The sequence below is a fragment of the Nocardia sp. NPDC004168 genome (assembly GCF_040610355.1).
Classification (GTDB): Bacteria; Actinomycetota; Actinomycetes; order Mycobacteriales; family Mycobacteriaceae; genus Nocardia; species Nocardia sichangensis.
This window is the reverse complement of the sequence record NZ_JBEXME010000008.1, coordinates 54,914-70,000: the sequence shown is the minus strand read 5'-3', so window position 1 is coordinate 70,000 and position 15,087 is coordinate 54,914. Positions and strand designations below refer to the sequence as shown.

15 protein-coding genes are annotated in these 15,087 nt (G+C 69.2%); 8 read left to right on the top strand and 7 right to left on the bottom strand.

The window, feature by feature from the left end:
* Positions 1 to 14 precede the first annotated feature (14 nt).
* Positions 15 to 1,262, top strand: coding sequence for a hypothetical protein (locus tag ABZW96_RS17370; protein WP_355075685.1), 1,248 nt, complete (start codon positions 15 to 17; stop codon positions 1,260 to 1,262).
* Positions 1,263 to 1,267: 5 nt separating this feature from the next.
* Here the strand turns inward: ABZW96_RS17370 and ABZW96_RS17365 are convergent, their stop codons facing one another.
* The 4 genes from ABZW96_RS17365 to ABZW96_RS17350 all read right to left on the bottom strand — a co-directional run bounded on the left by ABZW96_RS17365 (position 1,268) and on the right by ABZW96_RS17350 (position 5,662).
* Positions 1,268 to 2,476, bottom strand: a complete 1,209-nt coding sequence (locus tag ABZW96_RS17365; protein WP_355075683.1) for an ROK family transcriptional regulator — start codon at positions 2,474 to 2,476, stop codon at positions 1,268 to 1,270.
* A gap of 29 nt (positions 2,477 to 2,505) precedes the next feature.
* Positions 2,506 to 3,744, bottom strand: a complete 1,239-nt coding sequence (locus ABZW96_RS17360) for an ABC transporter permease (RefSeq protein ID WP_355075681.1) — start codon at positions 3,742 to 3,744, stop codon at positions 2,506 to 2,508.
* Positions 3,741 to 4,514 (bottom strand): ATP-binding cassette domain-containing protein, encoded by a 774-nt coding sequence (locus ABZW96_RS17355; protein WP_355075679.1) that lies wholly within the window; start codon positions 4,512 to 4,514, stop codon positions 3,741 to 3,743. The genes ABZW96_RS17360 and ABZW96_RS17355 overlap by 4 nt, the downstream gene beginning before the upstream one ends.
* 71 nt (positions 4,515 to 4,585) lie before the next feature.
* A complete protein-coding gene (locus ABZW96_RS17350) occupies positions 4,586 to 5,662 on the bottom strand; it encodes a substrate-binding domain-containing protein (RefSeq protein WP_355075677.1) in 1,077 nt (358 codons plus the stop codon).
* A 405-nt stretch (positions 5,663 to 6,067) separates the two neighbouring features.
* Here ABZW96_RS17350 and ABZW96_RS17345 point away from each other — a divergent pair, with 405 nt between their 5' ends.
* Genes ABZW96_RS17345 through ABZW96_RS17335 form a run of 3 tightly spaced genes read left to right on the top strand, consistent with a single transcriptional unit; the run spans position 6,068 to position 8,671 of the window.
* Positions 6,068 to 6,391, top strand: coding sequence for a hypothetical protein (locus tag ABZW96_RS17345; protein ID WP_355075675.1), 324 nt, complete (start codon positions 6,068 to 6,070; stop codon positions 6,389 to 6,391).
* Positions 6,388 to 7,692 carry a hypothetical protein gene (locus ABZW96_RS17340; RefSeq protein ID WP_355075673.1) on the top strand — a complete coding sequence of 435 codons (1,305 nt, stop codon included), beginning with the start codon at positions 6,388 to 6,390 and terminating at the stop codon, positions 7,690 to 7,692. Before ABZW96_RS17345 ends, ABZW96_RS17340 begins: the two co-directional genes overlap by 4 nt.
* Complete coding sequence (locus tag ABZW96_RS17335) at positions 7,679 to 8,671, top strand: hypothetical protein (RefSeq protein ID WP_355075671.1); 993 nt, start codon at positions 7,679 to 7,681, stop codon at positions 8,669 to 8,671. The genes ABZW96_RS17340 and ABZW96_RS17335 overlap by 14 nt, the downstream gene beginning before the upstream one ends.
* 46 nt (positions 8,672 to 8,717) lie before the next feature.
* Here ABZW96_RS17335 and ABZW96_RS17330 read toward each other — a convergent pair whose 3' ends face one another.
* Positions 8,718 to 9,128, bottom strand: a complete 411-nt coding sequence (locus ABZW96_RS17330; protein ID WP_355075669.1) for a nitroreductase family deazaflavin-dependent oxidoreductase — start codon at positions 9,126 to 9,128, stop codon at positions 8,718 to 8,720.
* A gap of 113 nt (positions 9,129 to 9,241) precedes the next feature.
* Here ABZW96_RS17330 and ABZW96_RS17325 point away from each other — a divergent pair, with 113 nt between their 5' ends.
* Positions 9,242 to 9,898 (top strand): response regulator transcription factor, encoded by a 657-nt coding sequence (locus ABZW96_RS17325; protein WP_355075668.1) that lies wholly within the window; start codon positions 9,242 to 9,244, stop codon positions 9,896 to 9,898.
* Positions 9,895 to 11,058, top strand: a complete 1,164-nt coding sequence (locus ABZW96_RS17320) for a HAMP domain-containing sensor histidine kinase (RefSeq protein WP_355075666.1) — start codon at positions 9,895 to 9,897, stop codon at positions 11,056 to 11,058. Before ABZW96_RS17325 ends, ABZW96_RS17320 begins: the two co-directional genes overlap by 4 nt.
* A 39-nt stretch (positions 11,059 to 11,097) precedes the next feature.
* Here ABZW96_RS17320 and ABZW96_RS17315 read toward each other — a convergent pair whose 3' ends face one another.
* Positions 11,098 to 11,475, bottom strand: a complete 378-nt coding sequence (locus tag ABZW96_RS17315) for a hemophore-related protein (protein ID WP_355075664.1) — start codon at positions 11,473 to 11,475, stop codon at positions 11,098 to 11,100.
* A 165-nt stretch (positions 11,476 to 11,640) separates the two neighbouring features.
* Here ABZW96_RS17315 and ABZW96_RS17310 point away from each other — a divergent pair, with 165 nt between their 5' ends.
* Positions 11,641 to 12,453 carry a DUF1460 domain-containing protein gene (locus ABZW96_RS17310; RefSeq protein WP_355075662.1) on the top strand — a complete coding sequence of 271 codons (813 nt, stop codon included), beginning with the start codon at positions 11,641 to 11,643 and terminating at the stop codon, positions 12,451 to 12,453.
* Between the two features lie 20 nt (positions 12,454 to 12,473).
* On the opposite strand, the gene ABZW96_RS17305 is transcribed toward ABZW96_RS17310, so the two are convergent.
* Positions 12,474 to 13,979: an NAD(P)/FAD-dependent oxidoreductase gene (locus ABZW96_RS17305; protein WP_355075660.1), complete on the bottom strand. Its 1,506-nt coding sequence runs from the start codon at positions 13,977 to 13,979 to the stop codon at positions 12,474 to 12,476.
* A 34-nt stretch (positions 13,980 to 14,013) separates the two neighbouring features.
* Here ABZW96_RS17305 and ABZW96_RS17300 point away from each other — a divergent pair, with 34 nt between their 5' ends.
* A complete protein-coding gene (locus ABZW96_RS17300; protein ID WP_355075658.1) occupies positions 14,014 to 15,087 on the top strand; it encodes an AraC family transcriptional regulator in 1,074 nt (357 codons plus the stop codon).

The window sequence follows — 15,087 nt, the reverse complement described above, 5'->3', positions numbered from 1 at the left end:
GTGAAGGAAGCGACATGACCGCAGCAACCGTCATCCGCCCGCTGGCGCCGAGCGAGGCGATCTTCGCCAACAGCGAAGTACTCGTCGGCTACTCGATTCGGGTCGCGGGTCGGTTGGATCTCGCCGCGCTGTCGGCGGCGTTCGAAGCCGTGGTTCGCTCCCGCCCCATCCTCGGCGCCCACCTCGAGCCGGACGGCCGCGGCGGCCACCTGCTGCTCGAATCCCACGGCGCCACACCGGAGCTGACGGTCGCCGCGGGCGATCCCGAGCGGTTGCTCACCGGAGCCAGGCTGGACCAGCGCAGAGCGCTCTCCTCGCTGTGCGTGGTGCGGGACGGCGATACCGCCGGAATCACGTTGGTGACCCACCACAGCGTCGCGGATGCCTATCATTCGCTGGCCGTGTTCGGCGAGCTGTGGTCGTGCTACACCGACCGCACCGAGAGGCGATCCGCCGAACTGCCGCCGCACAGCTTCCCGCGGTCGGTGGAGGACCTGCTGCGCGAGCGCGGCGTGCGGAAGATCGACACACCGGTCATGCCGCACCGCCCGGTGGGCGTCGCTCGGAGCTACTCCGGCCCGGACGATCCCGATTACCTCGTCCCGCGCACCGCGCGCTGCAGACTGACCCGACAGCAGACCACCGCGCTGATCGAACTCGGGCACCGGGAGCACACCACGATCAACGGCCTCGCCTCGGCCGCGATCCTGCTCACCGAGGCCGAGCTGCGCGGATTGCCGCTGACCGAGCTGGCCTACACCTACTCGGTCGACCTGCGTACCCGGGTGTCCCCGCCGATCGGGATGACCGAAGGCACCAACGTGCTCGGCTTCGCGAATTTCATCCCCGCGCCGCGGACCGGCACGACACTGGTCGAACTGGCCCGCGGCATCAGCGACACGCTGCGCGCCGGCCTGGACACCGGCATCGTGCAGCAGACCCCACTGCACATACCCGAGATCGCCGCCGGTCCCCCGCCGCGCGCACCGGGAATCGTGCTGGCCACCAATTGGGGACGAGTGCGCAGGCCTAGGGTGCCGGACGAGTTGCGGATCACCGACTTCCGCTCGATCATGCTCGGCAAGCCCGACAAGACCGGGCACCGGCTCCAGCAACCGAGCGGCACCATCATCATCAGCACCTTCGACGACCGGCTGAGCATAGAGATCCACCACCCCGAGGAAACCACCGAGGAACAGCGGGTGCGGGTACGACTGCTCACCGCCCACCTGTCGGAGTTCAGCGCGGCGGGCGCCGCCTGAACCCGTCAAGCGCGCGCGGCCTGCTTGCGGGACAAGGTCTGCAACGGATCGGTGAGCACGTCGGTGAAGGCCAGTTCCGCGGCTCCGATCAAGGTCGCGTCGCCCGCCAGCGCGCTGGTGCGCAACCTGACCCGCTCGCGGACGGCTTGCAGGCCGTTCACCGCGACGCGGCTGCGCACCTGGGCCGCCGAGGCCAGATAGATCTCCCGCAGCACGCCACCGAACACCACCATCGACGGATTGAAGATGTTCACCAGATTGGCGACGCCGTAGCCGAGCCATTCACCGACCTGGTGCAGCGCGTCGCGGGCCACCGCGTCGCCACGGGCGGCGGACTCGACGATCGCGTCGACCGCCGCCTGTCCCGCCGGATCGGTCCGTCCCGCCGCCGCGATCAACCCGAGTTCACCCGCTTCGGCCTCGAGGCAGCCGCGGGAACCGCAGGCGCACGGCCGCCCACCGGGATTCACGATCATGTGCCCGACTTCCCCGCCGTAACCGCCTTCCCCGCCGAGCAATTCGCCGTTCACGATGATGCCGCCGCCGATGCCGACATCACCGTGCAGGTAGATCAGGTTCGCCAAGCCCTCGCCCACACCGCGTTCGCGTTCGGCCAGCGCGCCGAGGTTGGCGTTGTTGCCGACCGCGACGCGGAGGCCGAGTGCGAGTTCTCGCGTCAGCTCGGCGCCGAACGCGACGTCCACCCAGCCGAGATTCGGCCCGTACCGCACGACGCCGTCCGCCTCGCGGACCATGCCGCAGAACGCGACTCCGACGCCGACGCACCGAGCGTCCGGCGCGGCCGCCGCGATCATCTCCCGCGCCATCGCCGCGAGCGCGGCGATCACGTCGTCCGGGTCGAACGCGCCGCCGGGACGGGCGGTCGCGGTGCGCTCGAGCACCGATCCGCCCAGCCCGACGCGTGCGGCGGCGAGCCGGTCCGCGCCGACGTCCAGCGCGACGACGTAGACCCGCTCGGCCTGCGGACGCACCACCAGCGACGGCCTGCCCGCCCGTCCGGTCTGGCCCGGCAATTCCTCGCTGACCAGGCCTGCCGCCGCCAGATCCGTGGTGAGCGCGAGAATCGTGCTGCGATTCAATCCCATTCGCTCGGCGAGCGCGGCACGCGACACCGCCCCGTCACGGTGGACGTGCCGCAGCAGCGCGGCGAGGTTGCGCGTGCGGATCTCATCGGGCGAAGGTGCTGCTCGCATTCACCGGGCTTTCGTCACAGGGCTGGGATTCATCGCCGCGGGAGCGCACGCTTACGGGAGAGGGCGTCCACTCCGGCCGCCAAGAGCAGCACAAATCCTGTCACAACGAATTTCGTGCCCGCGCTGTAGCCCATCAGCCCCATGCCGTTGTTGATCACGGCGACCACCGCGGCGCCGAGCACCGCGTCCAGCATCCGCCCGCGGCCGCCGAAGAGGCTGGTGCCGCCGATCACCGCCGCGCCGACCGCGGTGAGCAGCACGTCGCTGCCGCCGGTGTTCGGGTCGACGGAGTTGGCGCGCGAGGCCGCGATCAGTCCGCCCACCGCCGCCATCGTCGAACACAGCACGAAGGCGGTGATCTTCACTCGATCCACCGCGATGCCCGCGCGCCGGGCGGCCTCCGCGTTGCCGCCGACGGCGTAGACGTGCCGCCCGAACGCGGTGCGGTCCAGCACGAACGTCCACAGCAGCAACAGCGCGGCGATCATCGGCACCACGATGGGCATCCCCGTCAGCGAGTGCACCGCGGGATTGCGACTGCGCTCGCCGTTGAGCACCAGCACCGCCGCGCCGGCCACGAGCGCCAGCAGCACGACTCGCACCACGACCACCCGCGCCGTCGTGCCGGTGAGCCCGAGTTTCGTGCGCGCCCGCCACTTCCGGTATTGCACGAGGGCGAAACCCGTGACCAGTGCCGCGTACAGCGCCCAGCCGAGCAAGGGCGGCACGTTCTTGTTCGCGATGGCGACGATCGTCTCGTCGCGGATGGAGATGTTGCGGCCGTTGTCCATGATCTTCAGCGCCACACCTTGCAACGCGAGGAATGCCGCCAGCGTCACCACGAACGACGGGATCCCGATCTTCACCACGACCGTGCCGATCACCAGTCCGATCACCATCCCGGTGAGCAACGAGACCAGCACCGCCGAATACCACGGCCACCCTTCGTCGGTGAGCAGCACCGCGAGCACGGCGGCGCAGACCCCGCTGGTGAACCCGGCCGACAGGTCGATCTCCCCCAGCAGCAGCACGAAGATCAACCCCATCGCGATCACCGCGATCGCCGCGCCCTGGGTGAACAGATTGGCGAAATTGGCCTCGGACATGAAGACCGGGCGCGCCGCCCAGAAGACGGCCGACAGGACGACGAGCGCGATCACCGAGGGCAACGCCCCCATGTCGCCGCCGCGCACGCGGCCGACGTAGTCGCTCATCAGGTCGGTCACCGGCGCCCCCACCGGTCGCCGCTCGGTGGTCACCGCGGTCATCGGGTCGCTCCGCTCGCCTCGAGGCCGAGCGCGCCGCTACGGCCTGCCGTGATCAATTCGACGACCTGCGCGTGCGTCACGTCGGAGGTTCGTACCTGGGCGGCCATCCGGCCGAGATAGAGCGCGGCGATCCGGTCGGACACCGCGAAGACGTCGTTCATGTTGTGCGAGATCAGCACCACCGCCAGGCCCTGGTCGGCGAGCTTGCGGACCAGTTCGAGCACCTGCTGGGTCTGCGCGACGCCCAGCGCGGCCGTCGGCTCGTCCAGGATCACCACTTTGCTGTTCCACAGCACGGCTTTCGCGATGGCCACCGTCTGGCGCTGGCCGCCGGACAGGCTGGCGACCTGCTGCCGGACCGACTTGACGGTGCGCACCGACAGGCTCGCCAACGTCTTCTCGGCCAGTTCCTCCATCGCGTACTCGTCGAGCACGAGACCGCGCTTGCGCTCCCGGCCGAGGAACATGTTCTGGACGATGTCGAGGTTGTCGCAGAGCGCGAGGTCCTGGTAGACGATCTCGATGCCCAGCGCCGCCGCGTCGCGCGGGCTGTGCACCTGCACCGGCGCGCCCTCGAAGAGGAACTCGCCCGCATCGATCGGATGGGTACCGCCGATGCATTTGACCAGCGTGGACTTGCCCGCGCCGTTGTCGCCGACAAGTGCGGTCACTTCGCCGGGGAAGGCGCTGAAGGTGACCTCGTGCAGGACGTGGACCGGACCGAAACTTTTCTCTAATCCGCGTAATTCGATGACCGGCAGTTCGGACATGGGGTGGCTCCTCCGAAGAATGGAGCCCCTTCCGCAATCCCCTCATCGAACCGCGGAAGGGGCGTGCGATATCAGATCCCGTTGTCCGCGCAGAGTTTCGCGAACTCGCCGGTGCACAACTCGGTCTTGGTGACATAACCGTCGGCCACCACGTCCTTGACGTTGCGCGGGTAGATGGCCTTCGGTTCCAGCAGCACCGACGGCACGTCGGCGTTCGACTCCGGATCGCGCACGGTGCCGTTGGTCGTGCCGGGTTCCCCCTTCACCAGGCCCACCGCCAGTTTCGCGGTCGCTTCGGCCTCTTTCTGGATCGCCTTGTAGACGGTCATACACTGGTCGCCCGCCAGCACGTTCTGCAGTCCCTGCACCGTGGCGTCCTGCCCGCTGACCGGCACCTGACCGTTGAGCTTCTGCTTCTTCAGCACCGCGATCGCGGCGTTGGCCAATCCGTCGTTGGCCGCGACGACGCCTCCGATATCCGGCCTGCCGGTGAGCATCTGCTCGAAGATGGTGCCCGCTGTCGTGTTGTCCCACTCCGGGACAGCCTGATCGGGGCCCTTGACGTACTGGCCCGCGTCGAATCGTGGCTTCAACACACCGTCGTAGCCGGTCTTCAGCAGGGCGGCGTTGTTGTCGGTCGGTCCGCCGTTCAGGTACGCGACCACCGGGCGCACCGCGTTGCGATCGGTCAGGCACTGCGCGACTCCCGCACCGAGCAAGCTGCCGACCTTCACATTGTCGAAGGAGACGTAATACTGCGCGCCGCCGCCCAAGGTGAGCCGGTCGTAGTCGATCACGGTGACGCCCTGCGACTTCGCCTTCTGGATCACCGCTTTGCCGGTGCCGCTGTCCAGGTTGGTCATCACCAGGACCGAGACGCCGTTGGTGATCATCTGGTCGGCGATGGTCTGGAAGGCGTTCTTGTCGCCCTGGGCGTTCTGGATATCGGCCTTGACGCCAGCGGCTTCGAACGCCTGTTGCAGGTACTTGCGGTCCGCCGTCTCCCAGCGGGCGGAGGTCTTGCTGTCCGGAAGGATCACGCCGATCTGGGTTTTGCCGCCGGAGTCCCCGGAGTCGCCGCACGCGGTGAGCGTGGCGGCCAGGAGCGCGAACGACAGCGCGGCGGCGCTGAGGATGCCCTTACGCATAAGTGGGCCTTTCATCACCGGCCGGGACGATGCCCCGGCCGGTCGGAGTGGAACAAATGTTGTTCACAGCAACATATTGGACTGTGACGCAGCGCACAACAGCTAATTTGTTGTTCCGAATAACAATCTCGACACGCACGCGTTCGCTCGGGTGGACGCCACTCCGGCCGGATCGGCAAGGGACACAGGAGGGCTCGTGAACAGGGAGGTCGGCCGTCGCGCCAGGACGCGCCCGCGGATGCTTCGAGATGCCGCCCACGCCGCGCGGACGGTCGGACACGCGAAAGCGTGGCCTACGCGCGAAACCGACCACCGAGGAACAGGCGCATGGCGGGGCTTCGGCACAGTACCCTTGGCGGTGAATCATGGCGCGGTAGCGACAGACTGGGATCCGGGAGGGGAACAGTGGATACGCTCAGGCTCGACCCGGCGGCGGTGGCCGCCTACACCGCGATCGCGGACGCGGTGTCCGAACAATTGGCGTCGGCGGCCACGGTCGCCTCCGGCGCGGTGGATCCGGAACGACTGGCCGCCGATCTCGGCGTCGTCGGCGCGGAATTCGCGGCGCGCTTCTCCGCGGCCGTGTCCGAACACGCCGAAGCGTTGTCGACGGCCGGACAGCTGGTCAGCGCATACGGCCGAGTGCTGCGCGGTTACAGCGAGAACGCGCAGGATGTCGACGCCGCGACGGCGAGCGCGATCACGCGGTCCGGAGAGGCACCGGCATGAGAAGCCTGATGGGACTGCGCAAACGCACCCACACCACCCAGCCCGCCGCCGAGACCACCAGGCCGGTGAGCACCGAACCTGGCGTCGATCCGCCGATCGTCGCCGCGCTGGTCAAGCCACTGCTGACGCTGCGCTCCGCACTCGGCACCGGTGTCGGCGTGCCGAGCGCGGCCGCGACCGGGGCGCTCTCGGCCGCATCCGCCCAGGCGGCCGACACCGAAGGCCCGCACCGCGAAGGGCTGCACGCCCTGGAATCGACCTGGGCCTCCCAGGCCGCCGACAGCGCGGTGCCCGCGATGCGCACCACGCAGACCCAGATCGGCGACATCTCCGACCGAGGTCCGGCCTACCTGTCCGTTCTCGCCGACGCGCACGCCACCTCCGGGCGCGCGGCGCGGCGCGTCGACCAGATCATCGCCGACTTCCGGCGCGACGCGCGGGAGATCCTGGACAACGCGACCTCCGCACCGGAGACCGACGCCGTCATCACCCGCGCCACCCAGGCGCTGCGCGACGCGCTCACCACCGTGACGGCCGCGCGCACCGAAATGGATGACCACACCAGGAAACTCGACGAGATGGGACCGCTCACGGTCACCACGCCGTCCGGCGTCAGCCAGGGGCAAGCTGTCTATCCCGGTAGCACCGGGCAAGTCGTGCCCGGCACCACGACACCCGCCACCACACAGCCCATGGACCCGGCCATGGTCGCGCAACTGCAATTGCAGCAGCAGCTCATCTCCGCGGGGGTGGACCTCGGCACCACGGCCATCAACGCGGGCGTCGACATCGGCACGCACATCATCGACAAGATCGCCGAAGTCGGCATCCATGGCATCGACACCGTCGCCGCGGCCGCGGACAAGGCGATCCCGGAGCTGATCAACCCGGGCTCCACCACCAACTCCGGCACGACCGGCGACGACTCGAAGAATTCCTCGAAGTTGTTCGACTTCGGTGGATCGCCGGAGCACAAGTCGTCGACCAGCGGCCCGGGTTCGCTGATCCCGCCCGGCAATTCGTCGCCCGCCGCGCGAGCGGATGCGCCGAAACCGGAGAGCAGGCCCGCGCCCGCGGTCGCGCCGCCCGCCGTCGACTCCGCGCCACCCGCGCCCGCGAGCAGCCCGGACCATCCCGCTCATCCCGGCCCGACCGGCGGCATGGTGGTACCGCCCGCTCCGCCGCCGGGCGGCGAAGACCAGGAGCACAAGCCGCGCGACGGACAACTCGGCGTGACCATACCGTCCGCCGTGACAGCGGTCGTACCGGTGCTGGGCGAATTCGACGATGACGCCCCCTGACCGGGAGCATCCCAGTCAGGGCGCGAGCCAGGCCAATCCGTTCGACACGGGTCTGCCGATGCTGCGCATTCCGGCAGGCAAGCCGTCCAAACGACGTCGTTCACCCGGCCGGCGCAAGCAGGTTCGTCGTCGTGAGCCGCAGTACGAGGCGCCGGAGCCACCGCGCCCGCCGGAGCGGCAAGACACCCGGCTGCGCCTCGGCGAGTGGGAGCAATGGCTCGAACCCGCGCCCGCCGCGGTGCGACCGCCGCAACCCGTTGCCCCGCAGCAGCGCGGCGCACCCACCGAGCCGGTGCGGGCCGAGCCCGAGGACGGCCACGTCACGGCGCCCGCCATCGTCAACCGATCCGGCATCCATCCCGGCACCCCGGTGCGCCACCCGCGGCGCACCGAACAGCAACGCGGCAACCGCTCGCTGACGGTCTTGATCGTGCTCGCCATCGTGATCGCCACCGTCTCGATCGGCCTGGCCATGATCTATGGCTCCGAGGCGAATTCGCGCACAGCGGCGGCGACATCACCGCCGCGCGCGGCCGGACCCGCGCCGACCACCTCGACGTCCACCTCACGGGTCAGGCCGCCGTGGGCCATCGCCACGCCGGGATGCGAGCAGAAACGCACCGCCGACGTCGTCTCCGGCACCGATCCGGGCGGCACCGGCAACGGCCCCGACGCCATCTTCGCCTTCGAGTACGCCTACTACGCCGAACGATCCGGGTACCGGGCTCGCGCGGTGGTCGCCCCCGACGCGGCGGTATCGCCCGCCGATCAGATCCAGCGCGGCATCAACCAGGTGCCTGCGGGCACCCGATACTGCGTGCAGATTTCCCGGGCCGGGGACGGACCCGACGGCCAGGCACGGTGGGAAGTCCGCTTGACGCAGCAGTTCCCCGGCGAGGAGGCGAACACCTTCACGCAGTTCATCACGACCCGTACGGGCACGGATCAAACGCTGATCACCGGAATCACGGCAGGCTGACGCTTCCGTTCGGCCACGACCGGGAACGGCGCCGCCCCAGCTCCGCTCAGTGCGGCGTCAGCTTGACGACGGGAATCACCCGGTCGGTCTTCTCCTGGTATTCGGCGAAGCCGGGCATCACCTCGACCATGGCGGCGTAGAGACGGTCGCGCTCCGCGCCTTCGGTGACCGGAGTCGCGGTCGCCGCCAGGGTCTCGGTGCCGATCTCGAGCGTGACCTCCGGGTTCGCCCGGACGTTGTGGAACCAGTCGGGATTGGTCGGAGCGCCCGCTTTGGAGGCGATCACCACGATGTCGTCGCCGTCGCGAACGAACGCGAGCGGATTGGTGCGCGGGCGACCCGACTTCGCGCCGGTGCTGGTCAGCAACAGCAATTCGCGACCGGCGAAGGGGCCGCCGACCTTGCCTTGGTTGGCGCGGAATTCCTCGATGATCTGGGTGTTCCAGTCGCCTGCCATGGCTTGTCTCTCCTGGGAGTCGGGTGCGCCGGTTCGTCCGCGAGCCTACCCAGATCTGCCCGCCGGGGCCGGACTAACGTTCACCCAACAGCGGTAGAGGGCACGATGGCGGGGTGCGGGTGCTTGTTGTCGAGGACGAGAGATTGCTGGCCGACGCGATCGCCGACGGGTTGCGCAGGCATGCCATGGCGGTCGACGTGGTGTACGACGGCACCGCGGCGCTGGAACGTACCGGCGTGCACGACTATGACGTGGTGGTACTCGACCGGGATCTGCCCGGCGTCTCCGGCGACGAGGTGTGCGGCACGCTGATCGAGTCCGGCGGCTCGGCCCGGATCCTGATGCTGACGGCCGCGAGCGCGGTGGCGGAGCGGGTAGCCGGTCTGGGGCTTGGCGCCGACGACTATCTGACCAAGCCGTTCGCCTTCGCCGAGCTGGTCGCCCGGATCCAGGCGCTCGGGCGGCGGGCACGCAGCGCCGCTCCCCCGGTGCTGGAGCGGTCCGGTATCCGGCTCGACCAGCACCGGTTCGCCGTCACCAGGAACGGTGAACCGGTCACCCTGTCGCGCAAGGAGTTCGCGGTGCTGGCCGAACTGCTGCGCGCGGACGGCGGCGTCGTCTCGGCCGAGCAGCTGCTGGAGAAGGCATGGGACGAGCACATCGACCCGTTCACCGGCGTGGTGCGGTACACGATCATGAACGTGCGGCGGAAGCTGGGCGACCCGCGGCTGATCGAGACCGAGCCCGGCGTTGGATACCGGATCCGATGAACGGGCGCACGATCCGGCTGCGGCTCACGCTGCTGTACGCGACGGCGTTCTTCCTGGCCGGCGCGGTACTGATCGCGTTGATGTACTTCTACCTGAATCAGTCGCTGGAGCGACGGCCCGGCGGCGGTGCGCAGCAAGTGGTGCGGGAGTATCTCCTCGAGCGGGCGGAGCGCAACCGTGCTCCGGTGTCCGCGGAACTGTTCAAGGCGCTCGGCGAGCAAGCCCAGCGGAATCGGCGGGATACTTTGCGCGCCATGCTGGTGTGGTCGCTGGTTTCTTTGGGCGCGGTGGGGATCGCCGCGGGTGGATTCGGCTGGTTGCTGGCCGGACGTGCCCTGCATCCCTTGCAGCGGATCACCGCGACCGCGCGGCGCGTGGCCGACACCAGCCTGCACGAGCGCATCGCCCTCGACGGTCCGCAGGACGAGATCAAGGATCTGGCCGACACCTTCGACGCGATGCTGGAGCGCCTGGACCGGGCCTTCGACGGACAGCGCCGATTCGTGGCGAACGCCTCCCACGAACTGCGCACACCGCTGACCATCAACCGGACCCTGATCGAGGTGGCGTTGGAAGACCCCGAGGTTCCCGAGTCCACCCGCAGGCTCGGCGCCACGCTCCTCGAGGTCAACCGCCGTCACGAACGGCTCATCGACGGCCTCCTGGTGCTGGCCACCAGCGAACAGCGGCTGACCGAACACCGCAGCGCCGACCTCGCCGACCTCGCCGCCGACGCGGTCGGGACCAGAGCCGAACGGCCAGGGGCCGAGATCACCGCCGATCTCGAAACCGCGCCCGTGCAGGGAGATCCGCTCTTGCTGGAACGCCTCGTCCACAATCTGCTCGACAACGCCGTGCGCTACAACCTGCCCGAGAACGGCTGGGTGAGCATCCGGACCAGGACGGCAGGCCAGCGCGCGGTGCTCACCGTGGCGAACAGCGGTCCCCCGGTGCCCGCGTTCGAAGTCGACAGTCTCTTCGAACCGTTCCGCAGACTCGCCACCGCCGAACGCTCGGCCGATTCCGATACCCGCGGCGCCGGGCTCGGCTTGTCGATCGTGCGCTCGGTCGCACAGGCCCACGGCGGCGTCGTTCACGCGACGGCCCGCCCGGAGGGCGGTCTGGCGGTCACCGTCGACCTCCCCCGCGCGCGGGCGTAGCGAGGTGCGGGCGAGTCCGACACCTCGCCCGCAGCGTGCTCAGTAGTTGTGGCAGGTGTCGGCGATGACGCGCAGCTTCTCGCGGTGCTGCTGCGCCTCCGGCGAGTTGCGGCGTTCCTCGAACCTGGCCTTGGCCTCCGGGTGCTTGTCCAGGAATTCCTTGGCGCGCTGCTTGCGCTGCTCGACCGGGAGACTCAGGAGTTCCTGGAGTTTCGCCTTCCGGTCCGGGTGCGCGTCGAGCCGGGCGGCGGCGTCGGGGAACTGGGCATGGACGGCGGCATCGATCTGGGCGAAGTTGCACGTCGTCTCCAGCAGTCCGCCCGGCTGCGGCTGCGCGGAGGCGGTCGCCGGAACCAGCAGCGCGCCCGCGGCGAGCAGACCGCCCAGAGCGAAGGTGGCTCGAACGATTCTCGTCATGTCGGATAACCCTTTCGGTGGGGACGTGGGGCCACCACCTCGTGACCCGACGTTCAGTCCACCAGAAGGGGTGTTTGGACAGCGCTAGGTCTTGCCGACCCTCATCACCTACCGTTGGTGTCGCTGTCGTGTACGGATCGGCCGGCCCACTCCGCTGGAGGCGTCTTGCGCACCATCGCTCGTGTACTGCTCGTCCTCGTGGCCCTTGTCTGCGCCGCGGTGTCCACACCGACCGTGGCGCTCGGCGCTCCGGAGGCCGTGCGCCTCGACGACGTCACCGCGAGAAAGCTCGACGAATTGCTGTCGCTGCGCGCTCAGGCGCCCGCGGCGGCGAGCAAGGCGGAACTGATCGAGCTGCTGTCGCGCCGGTTCCTCGGCACGCCCTACGGCGCGAACATGCTCGTCGGATCGGCGACCCAGCCCGAACAGCTGGTCATCGACTTGCGCCGGGTGGACTGCTTCACCTTCCTCGATTACGTCGAGGCGCTCACCCGCTCCACCGACCGCGAGCGGTTCACGACGAACCTGATCCGCACGCGCTACGCGGGCGGCCGCGTGGACTTCCAGCAGCGCAAGCACTTCTTCACCGACTGGTCGAACGTCCCCGACGTCGCGGCCACCGACATCACGGCGACGTTGAGCACCGCTGCGGTGACCGTCACCGAACACCTCAACGCGAAAGCCGACGGCGGCACCTATCTTCCGGGGCTGCCCGTGGTCGATCGCGCGATCACCTACATTCCCAGCGCCGCCGTCGGCCAGGACGTCGTGAGCGGGCTGCGCACCGGCGACTACATCGGCGCCTATGCCGACCAACCGGGCCTGGACGTCACCCACGTCGGCATCTTCGTCATGACCGACGCCGGTCCGGTCTTCCGCAACGCGTCCTCGCTCGCGGGCAACGACAAGGTGGTGGACTCGCCCTTCGCCGAGTACGTGCGGTCGACACCGGGCATCGTCGTACTCCGGGCGCGCTGACCCCACTCCTCCGTGACGGGTCAGGCGACAGGCACCGGCCGCCGGACGGCCGATTTCGGCGTCGCGGTGAGCGTCTTGTCCAAGTCGGTGCGCAGCGTGGTCGCCGAGTCGAGCAGGTAGTTCTGGCGCACCTTCCACGGATGACGGCCGCCTTGCCGGGGAAAGTCGCCGATGGAGCGCTGGACGTAACCGGAGGCCAGATCCAGCAGCGGGTGCTCCTCGAGCGTGCCCCGTGGCTCTGGCACCACGGAGGCGTAACCCTTGCGGTCCATGTGGTTGAGCACCTTGCAGACCAGCCGAGAGGTGAGGTCGGCGCGCAACGTCCACGACGCGTTGGTGTACCCGATGCACACGGCGAAGTTGGGGACGCCGGTGAGCATGGCTCCCTGCCAGACGAACTGCTCGGACAAGTCGACCCGCACGCCGTCGACACTGGGCGCGATGCCGCCGAAGGCGAGCAGTCGCAGCCCGGTCGCGGTGATCACGACGTCCGCCTCCAGCACCCGGCCGGACTTCAGCCGGATGCCCTCCGGCACGAAGCTGTCGATGTGATCGGTGACGACCTCGGCCTTGCCCTTCTTCATGGCTTTGAAGAAGTCCGCGTCCGGGACCGCGCACAGACGCTGGTCCCAGGGGTTGTAGCTGGGCGTGAAGTGCTCGGCGACGGCCTGTTCGTCCTTCAGGATGCGCGTGGTGAGGCCGGTGAGCAGCTTGCGCGCCGCCTCCGGCCTGCGACGGCAGTACTGGTAGAAGCCGATGCCGAACAGGATGTTCTTGGTTCGGATCAGCCGATGCGCGGGCCGCGGCGGTAGCAGCTCGCGGATCTTGTCGGCCACTTTGTCCCGCCCCGGGACGGCGCTGATCCAGGTCGGCGAGCGTTGCAGCATCGTCACCAGCTCCGCCTGCTCCGCCATCGCCGGGACCAGGGTGACCGCGGTCGCGCCGCTGCCGATCACGACGACGCGCTTGCCGCGATAGTCGAAGTCCTCGGGCCAGAACTGCGGGTGCACCACCTCGCCGGCGAACGACGCGATGCCGGGGAATTCCGGTGCGTGCGGCTGGTCGTAGTTGTAGTACCCGGCGCAGGCGTAGAGGAAGCCGCAGGTCAGCGTGCGCGTCTCGGTGGAGCCGGTCGCGTCGCGCTGCTCGAGCGTCAGCGTCCAGCGCGCGGCGCCGCTGTCCCAATCGGCCGCGAGGACCTTGGTGCGGAAGCGGATGTGCCGGTCGATGCCGTTCTCGGTCGCGGTCTCGGTGATGTAGCGCAGGATCGACGGACCGTCCGCGATCGACTTGGCGTCCCGCCACGGCTTGAACGGGTAGCCGAGGGTGAACATGTCGGAGTCCGAGCGGATGCCCGGGTAGCGGAACAGGTCCCAGGTGCCGCCCAGCGTGTCGCGGGCCTCGAGGATGGTGTAGGTCTTGCCACGGCACTCGGTCTGCAAGCGGTAGGCAGCGCCGATACCGGATAGTCCCGCGCCGACGATCACGACATCGAGGTGTTCCGGTGCTGTGTCGGTCTGCGTCATGTGTCCAGTGTGCGAGCCTCACGGGGTCGCTATCTTGACTTTGCGCGACAACTATTTGATCCTCGACGACATGTCGGTGATTCGATCCGCAGGGCTGCGCGGTTTCCGCGCGACCGTGGCCGAACTCGGTGGCGACGCGGAGGCGCTGGCCACGGCGTGCGGGCTGCCGGTGGCCGCCTTGGACGCCGACGATCTGCTCGTGCCGGACGAGCGCGTCGCGGCCGTCCTGGAACTGGCCGCGCACCAGCTGCGCTGCCCCGACCTGGGTCTGCGGATCTCCCAGCGGCAGGATCTGGACATGCTCGGCCCGCTGGCGCTGGCCATCCGGAATTCGCCGTCGCTGGCCGACGTGCTCGAGTGCACGGCGCGGTACCTGTTCCTGCACGCGCGGTCGCTGAGCCTGACGCTGGAACCGGACCCCTACGGGGATCGCGGCGTGATCGCGCTGCGCTACAGCGTGCGGCCGGGACTTCCCACCCCCGTCCAGGGCACCGACCTGGGCTTGGCGTTCGTGCATCGCACCATTCAGCGCTTGGTGGGCGACCGATACGGGTTGCGCTCGGTCGAGTTGCCCTATCGGCCCGAGGCCGCGCTCGCCGGTTACGAAGAATTCTTCAGCGCCCCGGTGCGGGTCGAGCGGCCCTTCGCGGCGCTACGTATGCCGCGCAGCCTGGCGGGCAGGCCGCTCACCGGCGGTGACGAGAATCTGCACCGGCTGGCGATGGCCTTCCTCGCGGAGCAGTCCGGTGACGCGGCGGCGGCGCTCGCCCCGCAGGTGCGCGCCGCCGTCCAGCAGCTCCTGGGTACATCCGCGCCCGAGATAGGCGCGGTGGCACGGCTGCTCACGGTGCACCCGCGCACCTTGCAACGACGCCTCGCCGCCGAACACACCTCGTTCGCCGCGATCCTGGACGAGGTCCGCCGGGACGCGGCCCGGCGTTATCTGACCACGACGGATATGCCGATGAGTCAGGTCGCCTCGCTGATCGGGCTGTCGGAACAAGCGACCTTCACCCGATGTGCCCGAAGATGGTGGGGCACAACGCCGACCACCCTGCGCCGCGTGGAATCCGATGGAAGAACACAGCAGCACAACATTTTCGGGTGA